This window comes from Kitasatospora sp. NPDC054795 (assembly GCF_053611565.1).
Genome location: NZ_JBSHAP010000123.1, coordinates 1 through 13,168 on the forward strand (window position 1 = coordinate 1; position 13,168 = coordinate 13,168).

17 protein-coding genes are annotated in these 13,168 nt (G+C 73.3%); 9 read left to right on the forward strand and 8 right to left on the reverse strand.

Annotated elements, in window-relative coordinates; genetic code table 11:
* Positions 1–930: 930 nt before the first annotated feature.
* The 5 genes from ACWGJO_RS32910 to ACWGJO_RS32930 all read left to right on the forward strand — a co-directional run bounded on the left by ACWGJO_RS32910 (position 931) and on the right by ACWGJO_RS32930 (position 3,239).
* Positions 931–1,587, forward strand: coding sequence for a hypothetical protein (locus ACWGJO_RS32910; protein WP_452189377.1), 657 nt, complete (start codon positions 931–933; stop codon positions 1,585–1,587).
* 61 nt (positions 1,588–1,648) lie between these two features.
* Positions 1,649–2,053 (forward strand): helix-turn-helix domain-containing protein, encoded by a 405-nt coding sequence (locus ACWGJO_RS32915; RefSeq protein WP_396246102.1) that lies wholly within the window; start codon positions 1,649–1,651, stop codon positions 2,051–2,053.
* A 311-nt stretch (positions 2,054–2,364) separates the two neighbouring features.
* Positions 2,365–2,577, forward strand: a complete 213-nt coding sequence (locus tag ACWGJO_RS32920) for a hypothetical protein (RefSeq protein ID WP_359908680.1) — start codon at positions 2,365–2,367, stop codon at positions 2,575–2,577.
* 90 nt (positions 2,578–2,667) lie between these two features.
* A complete protein-coding gene (locus tag ACWGJO_RS32925; RefSeq protein WP_359908683.1) occupies positions 2,668–2,949 on the forward strand; it encodes a hypothetical protein in 282 nt (93 codons plus the stop codon).
* A complete protein-coding gene (locus ACWGJO_RS32930) occupies positions 2,946–3,239 on the forward strand; it encodes a hypothetical protein (RefSeq protein ID WP_359908686.1) in 294 nt (97 codons plus the stop codon). The genes ACWGJO_RS32925 and ACWGJO_RS32930 overlap by 4 nt, the downstream gene beginning before the upstream one ends.
* 95 nt (positions 3,240–3,334) lie before the next feature.
* Here ACWGJO_RS32930 and ACWGJO_RS32935 read toward each other — a convergent pair whose 3' ends face one another.
* A complete protein-coding gene (locus ACWGJO_RS32935; protein WP_452189380.1) occupies positions 3,335–3,559 on the reverse strand; it encodes a hypothetical protein in 225 nt (74 codons plus the stop codon).
* A gap of 301 nt (positions 3,560–3,860) precedes the next feature.
* Entirely contained in the window at positions 3,861–4,139 is a 279-nt protein-coding gene (locus ACWGJO_RS32940; protein ID WP_359908691.1) for a hypothetical protein, read from the reverse strand.
* A gap of 150 nt (positions 4,140–4,289) precedes the next feature.
* Between ACWGJO_RS32940 and ACWGJO_RS32945 the strand changes: the two genes are divergently transcribed.
* Entirely contained in the window at positions 4,290–4,973 is a 684-nt protein-coding gene (locus ACWGJO_RS32945; protein WP_452189383.1) for a hypothetical protein, read from the forward strand.
* A gap of 9 nt (positions 4,974–4,982) precedes the next feature.
* Here ACWGJO_RS32945 and ACWGJO_RS32950 read toward each other — a convergent pair whose 3' ends face one another.
* Positions 4,983–7,697, reverse strand: coding sequence for an ATP/GTP-binding protein (locus ACWGJO_RS32950; protein WP_452189385.1), 2,715 nt, complete (start codon positions 7,695–7,697; stop codon positions 4,983–4,985).
* A gap of 207 nt (positions 7,698–7,904) precedes the next feature.
* On the opposite strand from ACWGJO_RS32950, the gene ACWGJO_RS32955 reads away from it, so the two are divergent.
* Positions 7,905–8,225, forward strand: coding sequence for a hypothetical protein (locus ACWGJO_RS32955; RefSeq protein WP_452189386.1), 321 nt, complete (start codon positions 7,905–7,907; stop codon positions 8,223–8,225).
* 7 nt (positions 8,226–8,232) lie between these two features.
* Here the strand turns inward: ACWGJO_RS32955 and ACWGJO_RS32960 are convergent, their stop codons facing one another.
* From ACWGJO_RS32960 to ACWGJO_RS32970, 3 genes are read right to left on the reverse strand one after another with little or no spacing between them, the layout of a single operon-like run.
* Complete coding sequence (locus ACWGJO_RS32960; RefSeq protein WP_452189388.1) at positions 8,233–10,026, reverse strand: zeta toxin family protein; 1,794 nt, start codon at positions 10,024–10,026, stop codon at positions 8,233–8,235.
* Complete coding sequence (locus ACWGJO_RS32965; RefSeq protein WP_452189390.1) at positions 10,027–10,419, reverse strand: hypothetical protein; 393 nt, start codon at positions 10,417–10,419, stop codon at positions 10,027–10,029.
* A complete protein-coding gene (locus ACWGJO_RS32970; RefSeq protein WP_452189392.1) occupies positions 10,416–10,706 on the reverse strand; it encodes a hypothetical protein in 291 nt (96 codons plus the stop codon). The genes ACWGJO_RS32965 and ACWGJO_RS32970 overlap by 4 nt, the downstream gene beginning before the upstream one ends.
* A gap of 287 nt (positions 10,707–10,993) precedes the next feature.
* Between ACWGJO_RS32970 and ACWGJO_RS32975 the strand changes: the two genes are divergently transcribed.
* Positions 10,994–11,749: a hypothetical protein gene (locus ACWGJO_RS32975; protein ID WP_452189394.1), complete on the forward strand. Its 756-nt coding sequence runs from the start codon at positions 10,994–10,996 to the stop codon at positions 11,747–11,749.
* Positions 11,750–11,770: 21 nt separating this feature from the next.
* Here ACWGJO_RS32975 and ACWGJO_RS32980 read toward each other — a convergent pair whose 3' ends face one another.
* The gene (locus tag ACWGJO_RS32980; protein ID WP_452189396.1) at positions 11,771–12,067 is read right to left on the reverse strand and encodes a hypothetical protein; all 297 of its coding nucleotides are present in this window, start codon (positions 12,065–12,067) and stop codon (positions 11,771–11,773) included.
* 46 nt (positions 12,068–12,113) lie between these two features.
* Entirely contained in the window at positions 12,114–12,392 is a 279-nt protein-coding gene (locus tag ACWGJO_RS32985; RefSeq protein ID WP_452189398.1) for a hypothetical protein, read from the reverse strand.
* Between the two features lie 170 nt (positions 12,393–12,562).
* On the opposite strand from ACWGJO_RS32985, the gene ACWGJO_RS32990 reads away from it, so the two are divergent.
* Complete coding sequence (locus ACWGJO_RS32990) at positions 12,563–12,943, forward strand: hypothetical protein (protein WP_452189399.1); 381 nt, start codon at positions 12,563–12,565, stop codon at positions 12,941–12,943.
* Positions 12,944–13,168 lie beyond the last annotated feature (225 nt).

Sequence of the window (13,168 nt, forward strand, 5' to 3'; positions counted from 1 at the left end):
CGAGCGCAAGCACCGGCCCCGGGGAGATCAACTGTGTTCGAGTCATCCGAAGCCCTGCGGAGATCAACTTGACCCCTCGACTGCGTGAGGTGTCTGCCCTGCGCCGCCGGATCCGCCGTCAGGGCCGTGGCCGGCCCCGCCGTCAGCCCGTCACCGCACCGGCCGGACCGTGGACGGTCCGGCACTGGGCAGTTGCCATCGAGGAGGCGGGCCGGTGCCCGTGCCGGGCGGGGCCGCCTGCCGACCCGGCCTGCACCCGGCGCCACGTACTGCCCGCCACCGAGCCCGGTTCCGACGTCACGACCCACCTGACGAACACCTTGTTGCCCACCTTCACGACCTGGGAGCGCTGGCCGGGACCACCCAGTGCCCGCGCCCGCCGCCGGGCCGCAGCGCCAGCAGCGGTAGGGCACGGACACCGACCGCTGGAACTCGTAGGCATGGAAAGGGCCGTCAAGGCCCGGGTCCGGCGGCAGCCGGACTTCCATGACTGGCGCAGTGAGGCCGACCGGCCCAGGCCAGCAGGCCGGCCTCGGTGCCCGGCCCGGGCGGCGGCAGCGGCACGGACAGCCGGCCCGCCGGATGCCCCAGTCGCCAGCGGCAGCCGCAGTTCGGGGGCGTTCGGCACCTCGTGTTGCGCGCGTTACGACGGTGGGTTCCTGTCACTGATGAGAAGCAGATCCGCGAAAACGGCCTCTGACCTGCACTTATTTGGCGAGGACTGTTTCAGAGATCTGAAACACGAGGGATCGCTGGTGTTAGGCGTCTCTGAAACAAACCTTCCCCGCTCGGCCCCTGCCGGACCCTCGCGTGGCGGCAGTCACCCGGTAGCACCGACTTGACCGTGTCGTTCTGGAAATCTGAAACAACGTGGTTAAGCCTGTGCTACCGTCTTGATCGTTCCATTCATGATCAGAGATGGGTGCCGCGATGACCGACCGCCTGCTCCCCGCCAAGGGTCAGCGTGTGATCACCGAGCTCGACCGCAAGGGCAACGTGATCGTCCGCGTGCAGACGGTCAAGTCCCGCGAGTTCGAGTCCGGTTACGACTCGCTCGGCGACCCGGTGCTCGGCTACGTCACCGACGCGCGGATCATGCTGGAGGTGCTCGGCAGCCTGCGCGCCCCGGGAGGCTGGTTCCAGACCTGGTGCAAGGTGCTCTCGCTCCAGCGGATGGGCTCGGGCACCCCGAAGCGCCCCAACACCCCCGGCTACGTCCGCACCACCCAGCGCGACCTCCAGTCCCGCACCGGCCTGTCGCCCGCCACGGTCTCCGAGGCGATGCAGTACTTCTCCTCCCTGCCCTGGATCCGCCCGGCCGGGCGCGGCCTGCTCCAGCTGAACCCCTTCCTGACGGTCGCCATCGGTTCGGGGGATCATGAGAGGGTGCAGCAGGAGTGGCTGGCCGCCGTCGGCGACACCTTCCTGCTGCCGGGCCCCGACCACCCGGCGGAGTGGCGCGAGATCCGCGTCGCCGCCAAGGACGAGGCGAAGAAGGCGAAGCAGGCCGCGGTGGGGGAGAACGTCGTGCCGATGAAGCGCGCGTCCGGCCGGACGGCCCAGCCCAAGCGCTCCGCCGCCGTCTGAGGCCCAGCCCGCACCCGGGCGGCCGGCCACGGCAGCCCCGAGATCAGGAAGGACCAGCACCATGGCGTACATCGCCCCGCTTCCGTCGGCCCCGGTCGTCCTCAGCCGGGAGGCGTTGGAGGTGCTCTCGCTGGTCGACCTGACCGCCAGCGCTCACCGGCTCCTGCACCTGTTCCTCGCCCGGTTCGACCCCGACTTCGGCACCGTGAACCTGAGCCAGCGGGACATGGGAGAACTGCTCGCCCTGTCCCACCCGTCGGTGAACAAGGCGGTCGGGGCCCTGGAGCGTACGAAGCTCGCCTGGCCGATCGACGACGCGCTCTACCAGCTCCACCCCGTCTTCACCGGCGGCAAGATGTCGGACCGCCTGGCGGTCGTCCCGGAGATCGTGGTGTCCGATCCCGAGTCGCTGCGCGAGGCCCGGCGGCAGCGCTACAGCCGGCAGACGGAGAGCCTGCCCGCCTGACCGGTAGCACAGGGTTAACCGCAACGTTCTGCGTCCCTGAAACGTTCTGCACCCACACCACCCGGCGTCGGGCGCAGCCCGCACTGAGGCCCGCTTCGGCGGGCCTCAGTGTTGTTCCCGCAGGTTGGAGCGCAGACCATCGCGGCCGGCCTGCCTCGGGACGGGAGAGAGTGGTAGCAGAGGCTTAACCGTTCTGTTCTGGGGATCTGAAACAACGGGCCGGTCTGGCCCTGATGGCCAGGGCCAGACCCCTACCACCGGTGATAGCGGTCTGGCCCACCCGCATCCGCCCGGCTGCGACACTGGTGATCATGACTGACCGTCGCAGCCTCTCGCTGCCCGCCTTCTCCGAGCCCGCCGCCGACGTGCTCCTGCCCGCCCAGTCCGGCGTGCGCCGGCTGCCGGTTGAGCAGGGCGCCGATTTCCGCCAGCCGCCCGGTGAGACCGCGGCCGTGCCAGCCCCGGTCCGTCGTCGGCTCTCGCCCGGCGGTCTGACCTTCTCCGACCCGGACCGACAGATCTGACTGGCACCCTCAGAACCCCGGGTACCAACCGAGGACGCCGAGGGAGGACACTGGTACCGGTCCCGCCCGCACGAGACGCCCGGAGGAACTGTGAGCGCAGCGCCCCTGCACGGCCACCACGACGGCCGGCAGCCCATCCCGCGTACCCAGGACGCTGTCGCCGCGGCCCTGCCGCCCGCGCAGAGGATGGAGTTCTACCGGGAGATGGGCGAGGCCGACGTCGAGACGATCGGCGGCGTCCTGAAGCGCTGGTGGCTGCGAGCGGAGCTCTACCGCGACCCGGAGGGCGACCGCATCCACGCCGCCGTCCAGGCCGGCACCGCCCCCGGCACCTCCGCCTCCGCCGTCCTGCGCCGACTCGGGGCCCAGTGAGCGACCACAACGGGTTCCCGGACGACGAGTACGACCCGATCACCGTCTCCCCGGCCGTCGAGGAGTTTCTCGGCGACCCGGGCACACCAGCGGACGTGTTCTCCGCCGTCGTGGCGTTCCTCGTCGACCTGCGCGAGAACCCCTTCCCCCACCTGAGCATGCCCGTCCCCGGCCGACCCGGCATGCACTCCGCGCCGCTGCGCCGGGACCTGGGCCTGGTGGAGTACGTGGTGGACGAAGGCCAGGATCCGCCGCGGATCTACGTCTCCAGGGTTCTGCGGGTCGACTGAGCAGACGGTCCTTGCTGTGCTGCGGGTCCGTGTCTCGGACGGCCGAGGAGATGGTGATGATCGGGTCGTCGAAGGGGCGTGGACCCGCAGTCCGTTCAGGAGCCGTCGCCGCGCACCAGTCGCAGTGCCGGCCTCGCGTTCTGCCCCGCCTGCCCGTCCACCGGTCCCGTGAGGACCCGGCGTGCCCTGGCCCGCATCTGTTCCTTGCGTTCGTCGCTGGCTTCCTCGTCGCTCGCGTAGGCGACGACGTGGCGGGTGCCGGTGGTCTCGTCCTCCCAGCTGTAGGTGCGGTAGTTCGGTGTCGGCTGTTCTTCCGGCACGGGGACCTCCGGTCTTCGGGGGGACCCACCGTAGGCGACCTGGCAGTACCGGGGAAGGGCCGTGACAGCGGACAGCCGGCCAGGCAGCCAGCGCTGGCCGGCGGCTTCCCGTCCGGCCGTCGGGCACCGGAGTCGGCGACGTCCGCGGATCGGCGGCCAAGACGCGCCGCATGATTGCGGACCAAGACGGCGGTGCTGGCCCCGGGAGCGGCGATGGCCAAAGGGCGAGGCCCACTCGGAGCCGCCCGGCGCGGTGAAGGCCCTTCTCGGAGACGGGGCCGACGAGGTTCGGTCCCGCCGGTTACATGAACGGCCGAGCGAGGATCCGCAGCTGCTGTTCGGCGATGGCGCCCATAGGGCCGGCCGTTCCGAGGTGGGCCACGATGGTGTTCTCGAACAGGTCCAGCATCGACTGCGCCTCGTGCACCGACTGCAGCGTGAAACGGGCGTGCTTCTCGCGGTCGCCTCCCAACGCCGGTATCCGGCCGTCGACAACCGCATCGTGGATGCCTCTGCTCGTACTGATCTCGCGCCGATACCGCTCGCGCAGGAAGTCGACCATCGCCTGGGTGCCGTTCATCGCGTCATCGTGACGCACCGGCCGCCGGAGCGCATCCCCCAAATGAAAAAGCCCCCCGACCTGGTCAGGAGGCTTTAACGTTCAGCAACCCGGTAGCTTGCAAGCAGAGGCCAGGCGGGTCTTCGCGACAAGAATACGATGTCTGCCACCATGAATCAATCCACGACCCTGCCCCAGCTGCTGGAACAGCGCCTGTCGCCCCCGCGCTTCGGCCCCTACCTCGCCGCCGCAGGAACGCACGACGCCGCGCTGCGCCTGTACCAGTGGAACGTGGCCGCCTCCGGCGCGACCTACGAGGCCCTCCACCTGGTGGAGGTCGTCGTCCGCAACGCCCTGCACGGGGAACTGGAGGCCTGGCACGCCAAACGGAACCGCGGCGGTGACAGCTGGCTCACCACACCCCCGCCGGACCTGACGACCGAGGCGTGCCGGGACATCGCGACCGCGCGGGACCGGGCCCAGAAGGCGATAAGCGCGCGTTGCCGACGCACAGGCATCACCACCGTGCCGACCCCCACCGCCGACGACATCGTCGCCCAGCTCAACTTCGGCTTCTGGCGCTACCTCGTCGCCAAGCGCTACACCCACAACATCTGGGTCCACGCGCTGCGCCACGCCTTCCCCAACCAGCAGAACCTGCAAGCCGTGGAGAAGCCACTGATGCGGCTTCACTTGCTGCGCAACCGCATCGCCCATCTCGAACCGATCCACACCGAGGACCTTGCCGCCCGACGCCGGGACATGATCCAGGTGGTCGGATTCGTGGACCGGAAGGTCCAGTCGTGGTTCGCCACGGTCGAGCGGGTCCAGGAGGCGGTGAAGAGCAGGCCTTAGCGGGGCCTGTCAGCGGCCGCCGGACCGAATTCGCGCTTTCCGGGCGGTGACGAGGGCGCGCCACCGCTCCCGGACGGCCTGGTCGCCGTCGTACCAGCGGGCGCCGGAGGGGAACTGGAGGTCGCGGCCGGCCATGAAGTGGGCGATGTCGGTGTAGTAGGCGTAGTCGTGGCCGCGGGTGAGCTGGTCGAGGTCGCGGATCGCGGTGTCCAGGCCGGCGTCGTCGGCGAGGACGGCGTGGTGGAAGCACACGGCGAGGGCGAGGGTGGTGCGGGCGGCGCGCACGCCGGAGGCGCGGACCTCGGCGTCGAGCAGGGCCACGCGGTCGAGGAAGTCCTGGCCGCCGGTGCCGGCGTCGCGGGTCAGGGCGGCGATGCGGGTGGTGAGGGTGGTGGCGCGCAGGTCGAGGCCGACGAGGAGCCGGGCGGCGAGGTCGAGGTCGTCGTCGGCCGTCTCGGGGTCGGTGAAGGCGCGGACGAAGGCGAGCTGGGCCTGGGAGGTGGCGGTCTCGCCGGCGACGGCGTGCTGTTCGGCGTCGGTGCGTGCGGCCTGGTAGGCGGCGGCGGCCTGGTCCATCTCGGCGTGGACCCACCACAGGTCGCCGAGGACGCGGTGCTGGCGTCCGGCCCAGCCGAGGGTCTGGGCGGCGGCCAGGGCGGTGGGGAAGTCGCCGCCCTGGCGGGCGAGGTGGACGAGGCCCCGGCGGGCGGCGGGGGCGAGACGGGTGGTGCCGGCGGCGACCTGCTGCATGCCCTGGCGGGAGGCGGCGCCGCGGCCGAGGTCGCGGTGGGCCTTGGCCCGGTAGTAGAGGGCCATGTCGGTCAGGTCCTCGGGCAGCAGGCGGCTGTCGATGACGCGGGTGAGGCGGTCGGCGGTGCGGGTGCGGTGTTCGCGCTGGCGAGCACCGAGCGTGCTGAGGGTCTCCACCAGGGCGTCGGCCGGGGTGTCCAGCACGGCGACGCCGCCCGGCCCGCCCACGGCGGGCTGCCCGGCCGGTGCGGGGGCGGGCGGGGCGAGGGGTTCCCAGATTGAGTCGGAGACGTAGGCCCAGGCCGCGGCGGCGAGCCAGCCGAGGTTGAGGCGGTGGTCACGGGCCAGGCGCAGGCCCTGGCGCAGGCAGCCGATCAGCAGGGCACGGTCACCGGCGGTGGTGCTCCACTGGTCGCCGAGGGCGGTGTGGGCGCGGCCGGCGGCGCGCCGCCAGTCCTGGTCGGACCAGCGGTCGTCGGTGCGGTCGTCGGCGCCGCGCAGGGTCGAGCGGACCAGGGCGTGCAGGTGGTACGGCCACAGCGCGGTCGGGTCTTCGCGCACCAGAGGCCGTTCGACCAGGCGCAGGGCGGGCGCGTCGTGGCTCATGCCGGCGGCGGCGGTGGCGAGGGGGACGTCGAAGGCGTCCAGGAGGGCGGCGGCGCGCAGGACGTGCCGCTCGTCCGCAGTGAGGTCCTGGAGCGTGCGGGCGACGAGGGCGGCGAAGTCGGCTTCGAAGTCGCCGGGGGCCGGGGTGCGGGTGCGGCGGATCTCCAGGAAGCGCAGGGCGGAGAGGTCGAGGTAGAGCGGAAGGCCGTGGGAGCGGCGGGCGATGACGGCGCGGACGGGGGCGGGGATGAGGGGCCGGCCGTCGTGGGTGAGGCGGTGGGCGAGGTAGTCCTCGCAGTCCTCCGGGGAGAAGTCGCCGATCAGCAGCTGCCGCGGTCCGGCGGCCGGGGCCGGGGTGCGGGCCGCGGGCAGCAGCGGGCTGGATGCGGGGGCGAGGTGGGGCCAGGCGGCGGGGCCGGTGTAGTCGAGCTGGCCCTGCAGGGCGGAGTCGGCCCACTGCAGGCGGGAGCGGCCGGTGACGATGAACAAGGCGTTCGGCATGAGCCAGACGACGCGCTGGACCAGGCGCTCCAGGTCGCGGTGGGTGCGGTCGCCGACGTCTTCGAAGCCGTCCAGCAGGACCACCGGCACGACGGCGTGCTTGGCGGGCAGACGGGCGATCTCCCACGCCAGCAGGTGCGGGTAGAACGACAGCGCCTCCACGTCCGGCTCGGCCTCCAGCAGGTCCGCCAGCCGCACACAGCCCGCCAGGGCGCGCGCTTTCTCGTGCCGCTGGCGCAGCGCGGTGACCAGGGCGGCGGCCACCTGGCCGGCGGCGGAGCCGACGACACCCGGCAGGGCGAGCTGCTGGGCGGCCTCGCCGACGGCCCCCTTGATCTGCCCGGGCAGGGCATCGCCCGCCATCGCGGCCAGGCCGCGGCGGCGCAGGTACTCCTCCAGCGGCTCGCCCGGGTGCACGGTGTCCCAGTAGCGGCGCAGCGCGATGTCGAAGGCGGGCAGCGCGCGGCCGACGTGGCGGGCGAGTGCGAGGCGCAGGGTGAGGACGAGCTGCTCGATGTCGGTGCCGGCGGAGCGGGCGAGGTCTATGCGCACCGGAAGAAGGCGGGAGCCGGCGGGCCAGGCGGGTTCTCCCCACTGGGCGGGGCGCCGGGCGGTGTCGGCGAGGGCGGCCTCCAGCTTGCGGGACAGGGTGGTCTTGCCGATGCCGCCGACCCCGTGGAAGACCAGCACGTTGTGCCGGGGCGCTTCCAGGTCCTGGACGTCGAAGCCCGGGGCGGCGATGCGGGCGAGGTGGTCGGTGAGCGCGGAGGCGACGGCCTCCCACTGGGCCTGGCGGTTGGTGAACGCCTCGTCCGCGTCCAGTGCCTGGTTGTTCGAGCCGAACAGCGCCCGCAGGTCCCGTGCCACGTGTGCCCTCTCCCTGTCCGTCTGACCGGCCATCAACCTACGCCCTTGCCCGCCGGCCGCGGTACCGGCCGGAGCTGGCTTCGGCGCCGAGGGAAGCCGGCTGACGGCCGGTGGCCCAGGCGGGCCGATCGGGTGCGGCGCCGGCGGCACCGGCGGCGTGTGAGACTGGCGGCGACCGTGACAGTTCCGATCCGAGGTGGTGCCACCGTGCCCGACCCCCGTCCTGAGGACGGCCCCGCCGAGAACACCAGCCCGTCGGCCGGCTTCGGCCCGCCGGGGCCCGCCGACGAGTGGGACCGCGCGGTGTGGGCCATCAACGCGTTGGTGGCCCGGTACAGCTCGGGCATCCGCGACCTGCGCCCCGCAGTGAGGGAAGGCGCCGACCCGGCGGAGCTGGACACTCTGGTGAACGCCCGGCAGCGGGCCATGGCCGACCTTCACCGGCTCAGGGCCGGCGTGGACGCCGGGGAAGCCGCCCGCCTGGCCGCCCACTACACGGCGGCCCTGGAGCTGACCGACAGGGGCTGACCGGCTCTCAGGCGACCCGCACGGCGGGCACCGGCCCGGCGGTCGGCACGTCCAGGGCCGATGGCTGGAGCAGGGGCAGCAGGAGTGGGCGGGCCAGGGCCGCGATCTGCTCCACCTCCGCGCGGTGCTGCGGCAGCGCCCGGCGCACCCGCGTCTGGACCGCGAGGAAGCGCCGCGCCTCCGCCTCCGTGTAGGGCCGGGCCCGCTCGGCAGCCAGTGCCCACCCCGGCGTCGCGCCGGACCGGCCCCGGCGCCACAGGGCCCGCCCGTCCCGGCCCATCACTACCAGCTCGTCCACCACGCCTGAGGAAGCGGCCTGCTCGACCACGTCGGCCACCGCCTCGAAGCACCGGTCGTGCCCGGCCGCCGTCGTGAACCGCGCCGGAATTCCGTGGCGCTCGGCCTCCGCGTAGCGGTGGGCGGTGCCTTGGCGGCTGTCGGCGGCGCGCACCGCGAGAGCCAGCACCTGGACGCGGTACCCGGCCCGATGGAACGCCTCGGCGTCGGCCAGGACCTCCCGGGCGCTGCCGGGGGCGGTCTCGACCACGATGTCGCCGCGCCGCTCGCGCACGTACGCCTGCGCCATGGCGAACCAGGCCTTGTAGTCCGCGCGGATCGCGGCCCCCGCCTCGCGCGCCTCGCAGCGCAGCAGGTCGAAGTAGTCCGGGTGCAGCATCTTGAGGTCGTCGCCGACGAGGTGGACCGCGCCCGGGCGCAGCGCGCGCTTGACCAAGAGGGCGGCGCCGGTCTTGCCCGCGCCGGGCTGGCCCACCACGAACACCGCCACCGGCCGCTCCTGGGGGACAGCGCCGTCCAGGAGGAGGGGCACGATGTCGAGGTCGAAGATCTCGCGGTGCTCGGCCGGGGACAGCCGGTGGAAGTCGACGCCCGGCGGTCGGCGCAGGGCCTGCGCGATCCGGCGCACCGGCTCGGACAGCGCGGCGGCCCGGCTCGCGTCCCGGGCCACTGCCAGCACACGGTCGGCCGGAACCCGGTCCTCGGCGCGCACCAGCGCCCGCCCGGCCCGGTACAGCTCCCGTTGGAAGCCCGCGCTCTCCGCAGCCCCCCACCACCGGGCCCGCTCCGCCTCCACCGCCCGCGCCGCGCCCGGCGTTCGCGCCCAGGCGCCGTCGACGAGCTCGTTGCCGTACAGCGGCACCAGGCCGCGCCGCACCACGGTGACGCGGTCGGCCAGCATCTCTTCCTCGACCACCCGCAGCGTCGTCACCAGCGCGGCCGCGCACGCGTCGTGGTTCTCCCAGGACACGTACCGGCCCGCGCCCGTCGCCACCGCCTGCTCGGTGTAGCGGGCGAGGACGCCCAGCTGGCTCCACGCCTCGGCGCAGGCCAGCGCCACCACCTCGATGCGGTACCCGGCAGCCCGGTAGGCCGCCGTCTGCGCGCGCACCTCGTCGCCGTCGGCGAGCGCGGTCTCCACCAGAGCGTCGAACCGGCCCTCGCGCACCCGCTCCTCCACGGCGGCCTGCCAGCGGCGCGTGTCCGCCCGCACCCCCGTACCGGCAGTGCGCACGTCCTCGGCCAGCAGCCGCTCGTAGTCCCGGTGCGCGGCCTTGTACAGGTCGGCGCCCACGCGCACCGCGCCACCCCGCAGATCGAGGACGGCGTGCAGCAGGTCCCCTAGGGTGGTCTTGCCGCTGCCGGGCTGCCCCGCCACGAACACCACCACCGGCCGATCCTGCGGCACGGCCCCGCGCAGCACGGAGGGCAGGATCTCCTCGGCGAGGATCCGCGCACCGTCACCCGGGTCGAGGTCGTCCCGGGAGGCTCCCGCCAACTGCACCTACGGCTCCAGGCGAGGGTCGTCGATGTCGACAGTGACGATCCCAGGCGGATACAGCTCCGGATCGGCCGTCAGGATCAGGTGCTGCTGCGGGCGCACCGGGGTGGGCAGGCTCGCCGTGATCGCGTGCGCCAGGTCCTGGCCCCCGTACCCGTCGCGAACCATGGTCGCCACCACCACGGCCGTGCTCGCGTCCAGCGGCTCGAACTCCAGGGAGGGCAGCGCCAGGAGCGCGTGCGCCGTCCCCTGGTCCTTGACCTCGGCCTCGACCAGGCACAGCACCGGCACCAGCAGATGCTGGAACGGGCTGTGCAGAGCGGCGTCCACGATCCGGTGCAGGCGCGGGTGACCGGCGGCCAGCGCGGACAGGGCGCTGGAATCCAGAATGATCACGCGCTGCGCCTCGGGGCGACCTTGGCGCGCGCGTCCGCCGCGGCGATGCCGTAGACCCGCTGCAGCAGGTCCGGGCCCTCGTCCAGCTCCGGGTCGGTGAGGGTCATCCCGAAGTGCTCCCGCAGCAGCCGGCGGCCTTCAGCCACGCGCTCCGCGATCTGCTCCGCGGTGGGCTGCTGCTCCACCAGCCGGGCCACCTGGGCGCCGATCGTGGTGCCGCTGGCCGCCGCGAGGGCGGCCAGCCGGTCACGCGTATCAGGGGAAACCTTGATCGTCGCATCAGCCATACCGCGATCGTACACCGCCGGTACACCGCTGGTGTACCGATCTGTTCGGCCGTGAGAAGGCAGGCTTCACCGACGGCAGGCCGACCAGCCGCGGGACGGGACACCCCACCCCCAGCGCCCACGGCGTCCGGCGGCGACTCGACTCGTGACCCGGCCTCCTCCGGCCACGGACCGGAAGAGCTGGCCGGCTCCGGCCTGTCCGCCCGAGGCTGCTACCCGGGGGAATCATGCGGCTGCGGCGGGTGTTCAGGCCTCGTCGCCGCACGCTGAGCCGGGAGGACACCACCATGGGACGCAAGAAGCCGGGCAAGCCACGCCGCGAGCGCGCCACCGCCGGATACACCCTGCAGCAGCTCCAGCCGCCCGGCTACGACCAGTGGATGACCCCCGCCGCCGGCTTCGACCCCGAACAGGCCGCCGCCGACCCCAGGCTCAGCCCCCAGGCCGTCGACCTCATGCGGCGCCTGACCGGCTTGCGCCCCGCCTACGGGCCGAAGATCCCGCTGCAGGCCGTGTGGCTGGACATGGCCCTGGACCGTGGCGTCCTGCGGCTGCGCCGCCCCGACGGCAGCGTCGGGAACCTGCCCGCCGGTGAACTCGCGGACATGTTCGGCGGCGCGGCCGAGGTGACGGACGTGCGCAATGCGGTACACGAGCTCCACGCCGCCGGCATGCTGCTCGTCGAGCCGGACGGCGAGGACGACACCGTGCTGCGCGTCGTCGTCGGCCGGCCCGCGAAGCCCGGCGATCCGTGGCTGTTCGGCGGCGACATCGCCAGCGACCTGGTCCCCAAGACGTGCATCCCCGGCGACCCGCAGACCCTCGGTGCCAAGGAGTGCGCCGCGCTCGCCTACCTGCGCTCCCACCTGGCCGAGGGCACCACCGGCACCGCCGAGGAGTACGCCGGCTTCGAGGGCGTCGGATCCGTCGAACGCGCCCGGGAGCTCTTCGACGCCGTCGCCGACCTGGTCGACGCCCGCGGCTGCCCAGCCTGCCCCACCGCCCACCTGTGCACCCGTGACCCCGAGGCGCAGCCGGCCTGAGGAACCCCGGGCCAGGCGGGACTACCAGCCGTCCACCGCCCGGACGTCCCCGGAGATGGCGTAGCGGCGGCAGGCGAGGAGCTCGGCGGTGGTGATGCCGATGTCGTTGGCGAGGCGGGCGAGGCCTGCGTTCTCGGCCTGGCGGTCGGAGACGTAGGCCGGCACCGCCTCGAGGGCGAGCGCACCGATGCCGAGCTGGGCGGCGCGCTGCCGGGCGATCGCGTCACGGCCGACGGAGACGTTCCGGCGCCAGGCCTCGGCGGTGATGCGGGCGTGCGCTGCGGAGACCGGGTCGGTCCGCTCCTGGTTCTCGTCCATGTCCGGCTCATTCCCGCAGTCGGCCCAGGGAACGCGTCGGCCGCGGCTACAGGAACGGTCGGGCGAGGATGCGCAGCTGCTGCTCGGCGATGGCGCCCATGGGGCCGGCGGTGCCGAGGTGGGCCACGATGGTGGTCTCGAACAGATCCAGCATCGACCGGGCCTCGTGCACGGACTGCAGGGTGAAGCCGGCGTACTTGCGGCGGTCGCCGTCCAGGGCGGGGATGCGGCCGGTGACTACCGCGCTGTGGATGCTCTCGCTCGTCTGGATGCTGCGGCGGTACTTGTCGCGCAGGAAGTCGACCATCGCCTGGGTGTCGTCCATCGCGTCATCGTGGCGCACCACCGTCCGAAGCACATCCCCTTTGACGTCCCCGGCCCCCGGCGCTGCTGGCCTCCCACCGGCCGGGTCCCGCGGCCCACCCCCTGTCTCCCCGGGACCCGGCCGCGCTGCGCCTCTCCAGCGGGGCTTCCTGCCCCGTAGGCTCTTCTCCTGTGCCTGATGACATCACTGTTCCCGACGACCTGATCGCTCTGCAGCTGGCGGCCCGGGCCGCGCAGCGCGCGGTTGAGGAGTTCACCGCCGAGACTGCGGCGGAGGCCCGTACAAGATTCCCCGCTCCGGAGCAGTGGCTGGAGCGGCTGTGCTGGCCGGCCGATCCGCCGGCGGACGGCATACAGGACGGGCCGGCCGCCTCGTTTTGGCCGCCGGATCTCACCGAGCGGCTCCGGCAGCTGCGGGAGGAAGCCCGCACCGCCTGGACGAAGGCGGGCGAGCATCCGGCCTTCGCCGACGCCAGGGCCGACGGCCGGTACCCGAAGTTCCTGACCGCACTGCACAAGCGCATCAGCGAGGCTGAAGCGGCCACTGCCTGAGCGGCGGACCGCTCGGCCGAGGCCTGCCTCGCCCAGGTCCCGCTGCGCCCGGGTACCTGGGCCCGAGATGGCATGTTCGCGGCCGAAAAAACCCAGGTCAAAGCCCTGGCCACCCGCCGACCGGCGGGTCTAGCATTCCCGCCACGGCGGCCCCACCACAGCACCACCAGGCCGTCGAGCAGAGCAGCCGCGCCGTGACCCCGGCGCTGCTGGCCTCCCACCGGC

What these genes read in the sequence shown, in the direction of transcription:
- ACWGJO_RS32910 (WP_452189377.1), top strand. Translation starts at nt 931, where the DNA reads ATGACCGACCGCCTGCTCCCCGCCAAGGGTCAGCGTGTGATCACCGAG.
- ACWGJO_RS32915 (WP_396246102.1), top strand. Translation starts at nt 1,649, where the DNA reads ATGGCGTACATCGCCCCGCTTCCGTCGGCCCCGGTCGTCCTCAGCCGG.
- ACWGJO_RS32920 (WP_359908680.1), top strand. Translation starts at nt 2,365, where the DNA reads ATGACTGACCGTCGCAGCCTCTCGCTGCCCGCCTTCTCCGAGCCCGCC.
- ACWGJO_RS32940 (WP_359908691.1), bottom strand. Translation starts at nt 4,139, where the DNA reads ATGAACGGCACCCAGGCGATGGTCGACTTCCTGCGCGAGCGGTATCGG.
- ACWGJO_RS32945 (WP_452189383.1), top strand. Translation starts at nt 4,290, where the DNA reads ATGAATCAATCCACGACCCTGCCCCAGCTGCTGGAACAGCGCCTGTCG.
- ACWGJO_RS32970 (WP_452189392.1), bottom strand. Translation starts at nt 10,706, where the DNA reads ATGGCTGATGCGACGATCAAGGTTTCCCCTGATACGCGTGACCGGCTG.
- ACWGJO_RS32975 (WP_452189394.1), top strand. Translation starts at nt 10,994, where the DNA reads ATGGGACGCAAGAAGCCGGGCAAGCCACGCCGCGAGCGCGCCACCGCC.
- ACWGJO_RS32980 (WP_452189396.1), bottom strand. Translation starts at nt 12,067, where the DNA reads ATGGACGAGAACCAGGAGCGGACCGACCCGGTCTCCGCAGCGCACGCC.
- ACWGJO_RS32985 (WP_452189398.1), bottom strand. Translation starts at nt 12,392, where the DNA reads ATGGACGACACCCAGGCGATGGTCGACTTCCTGCGCGACAAGTACCGC.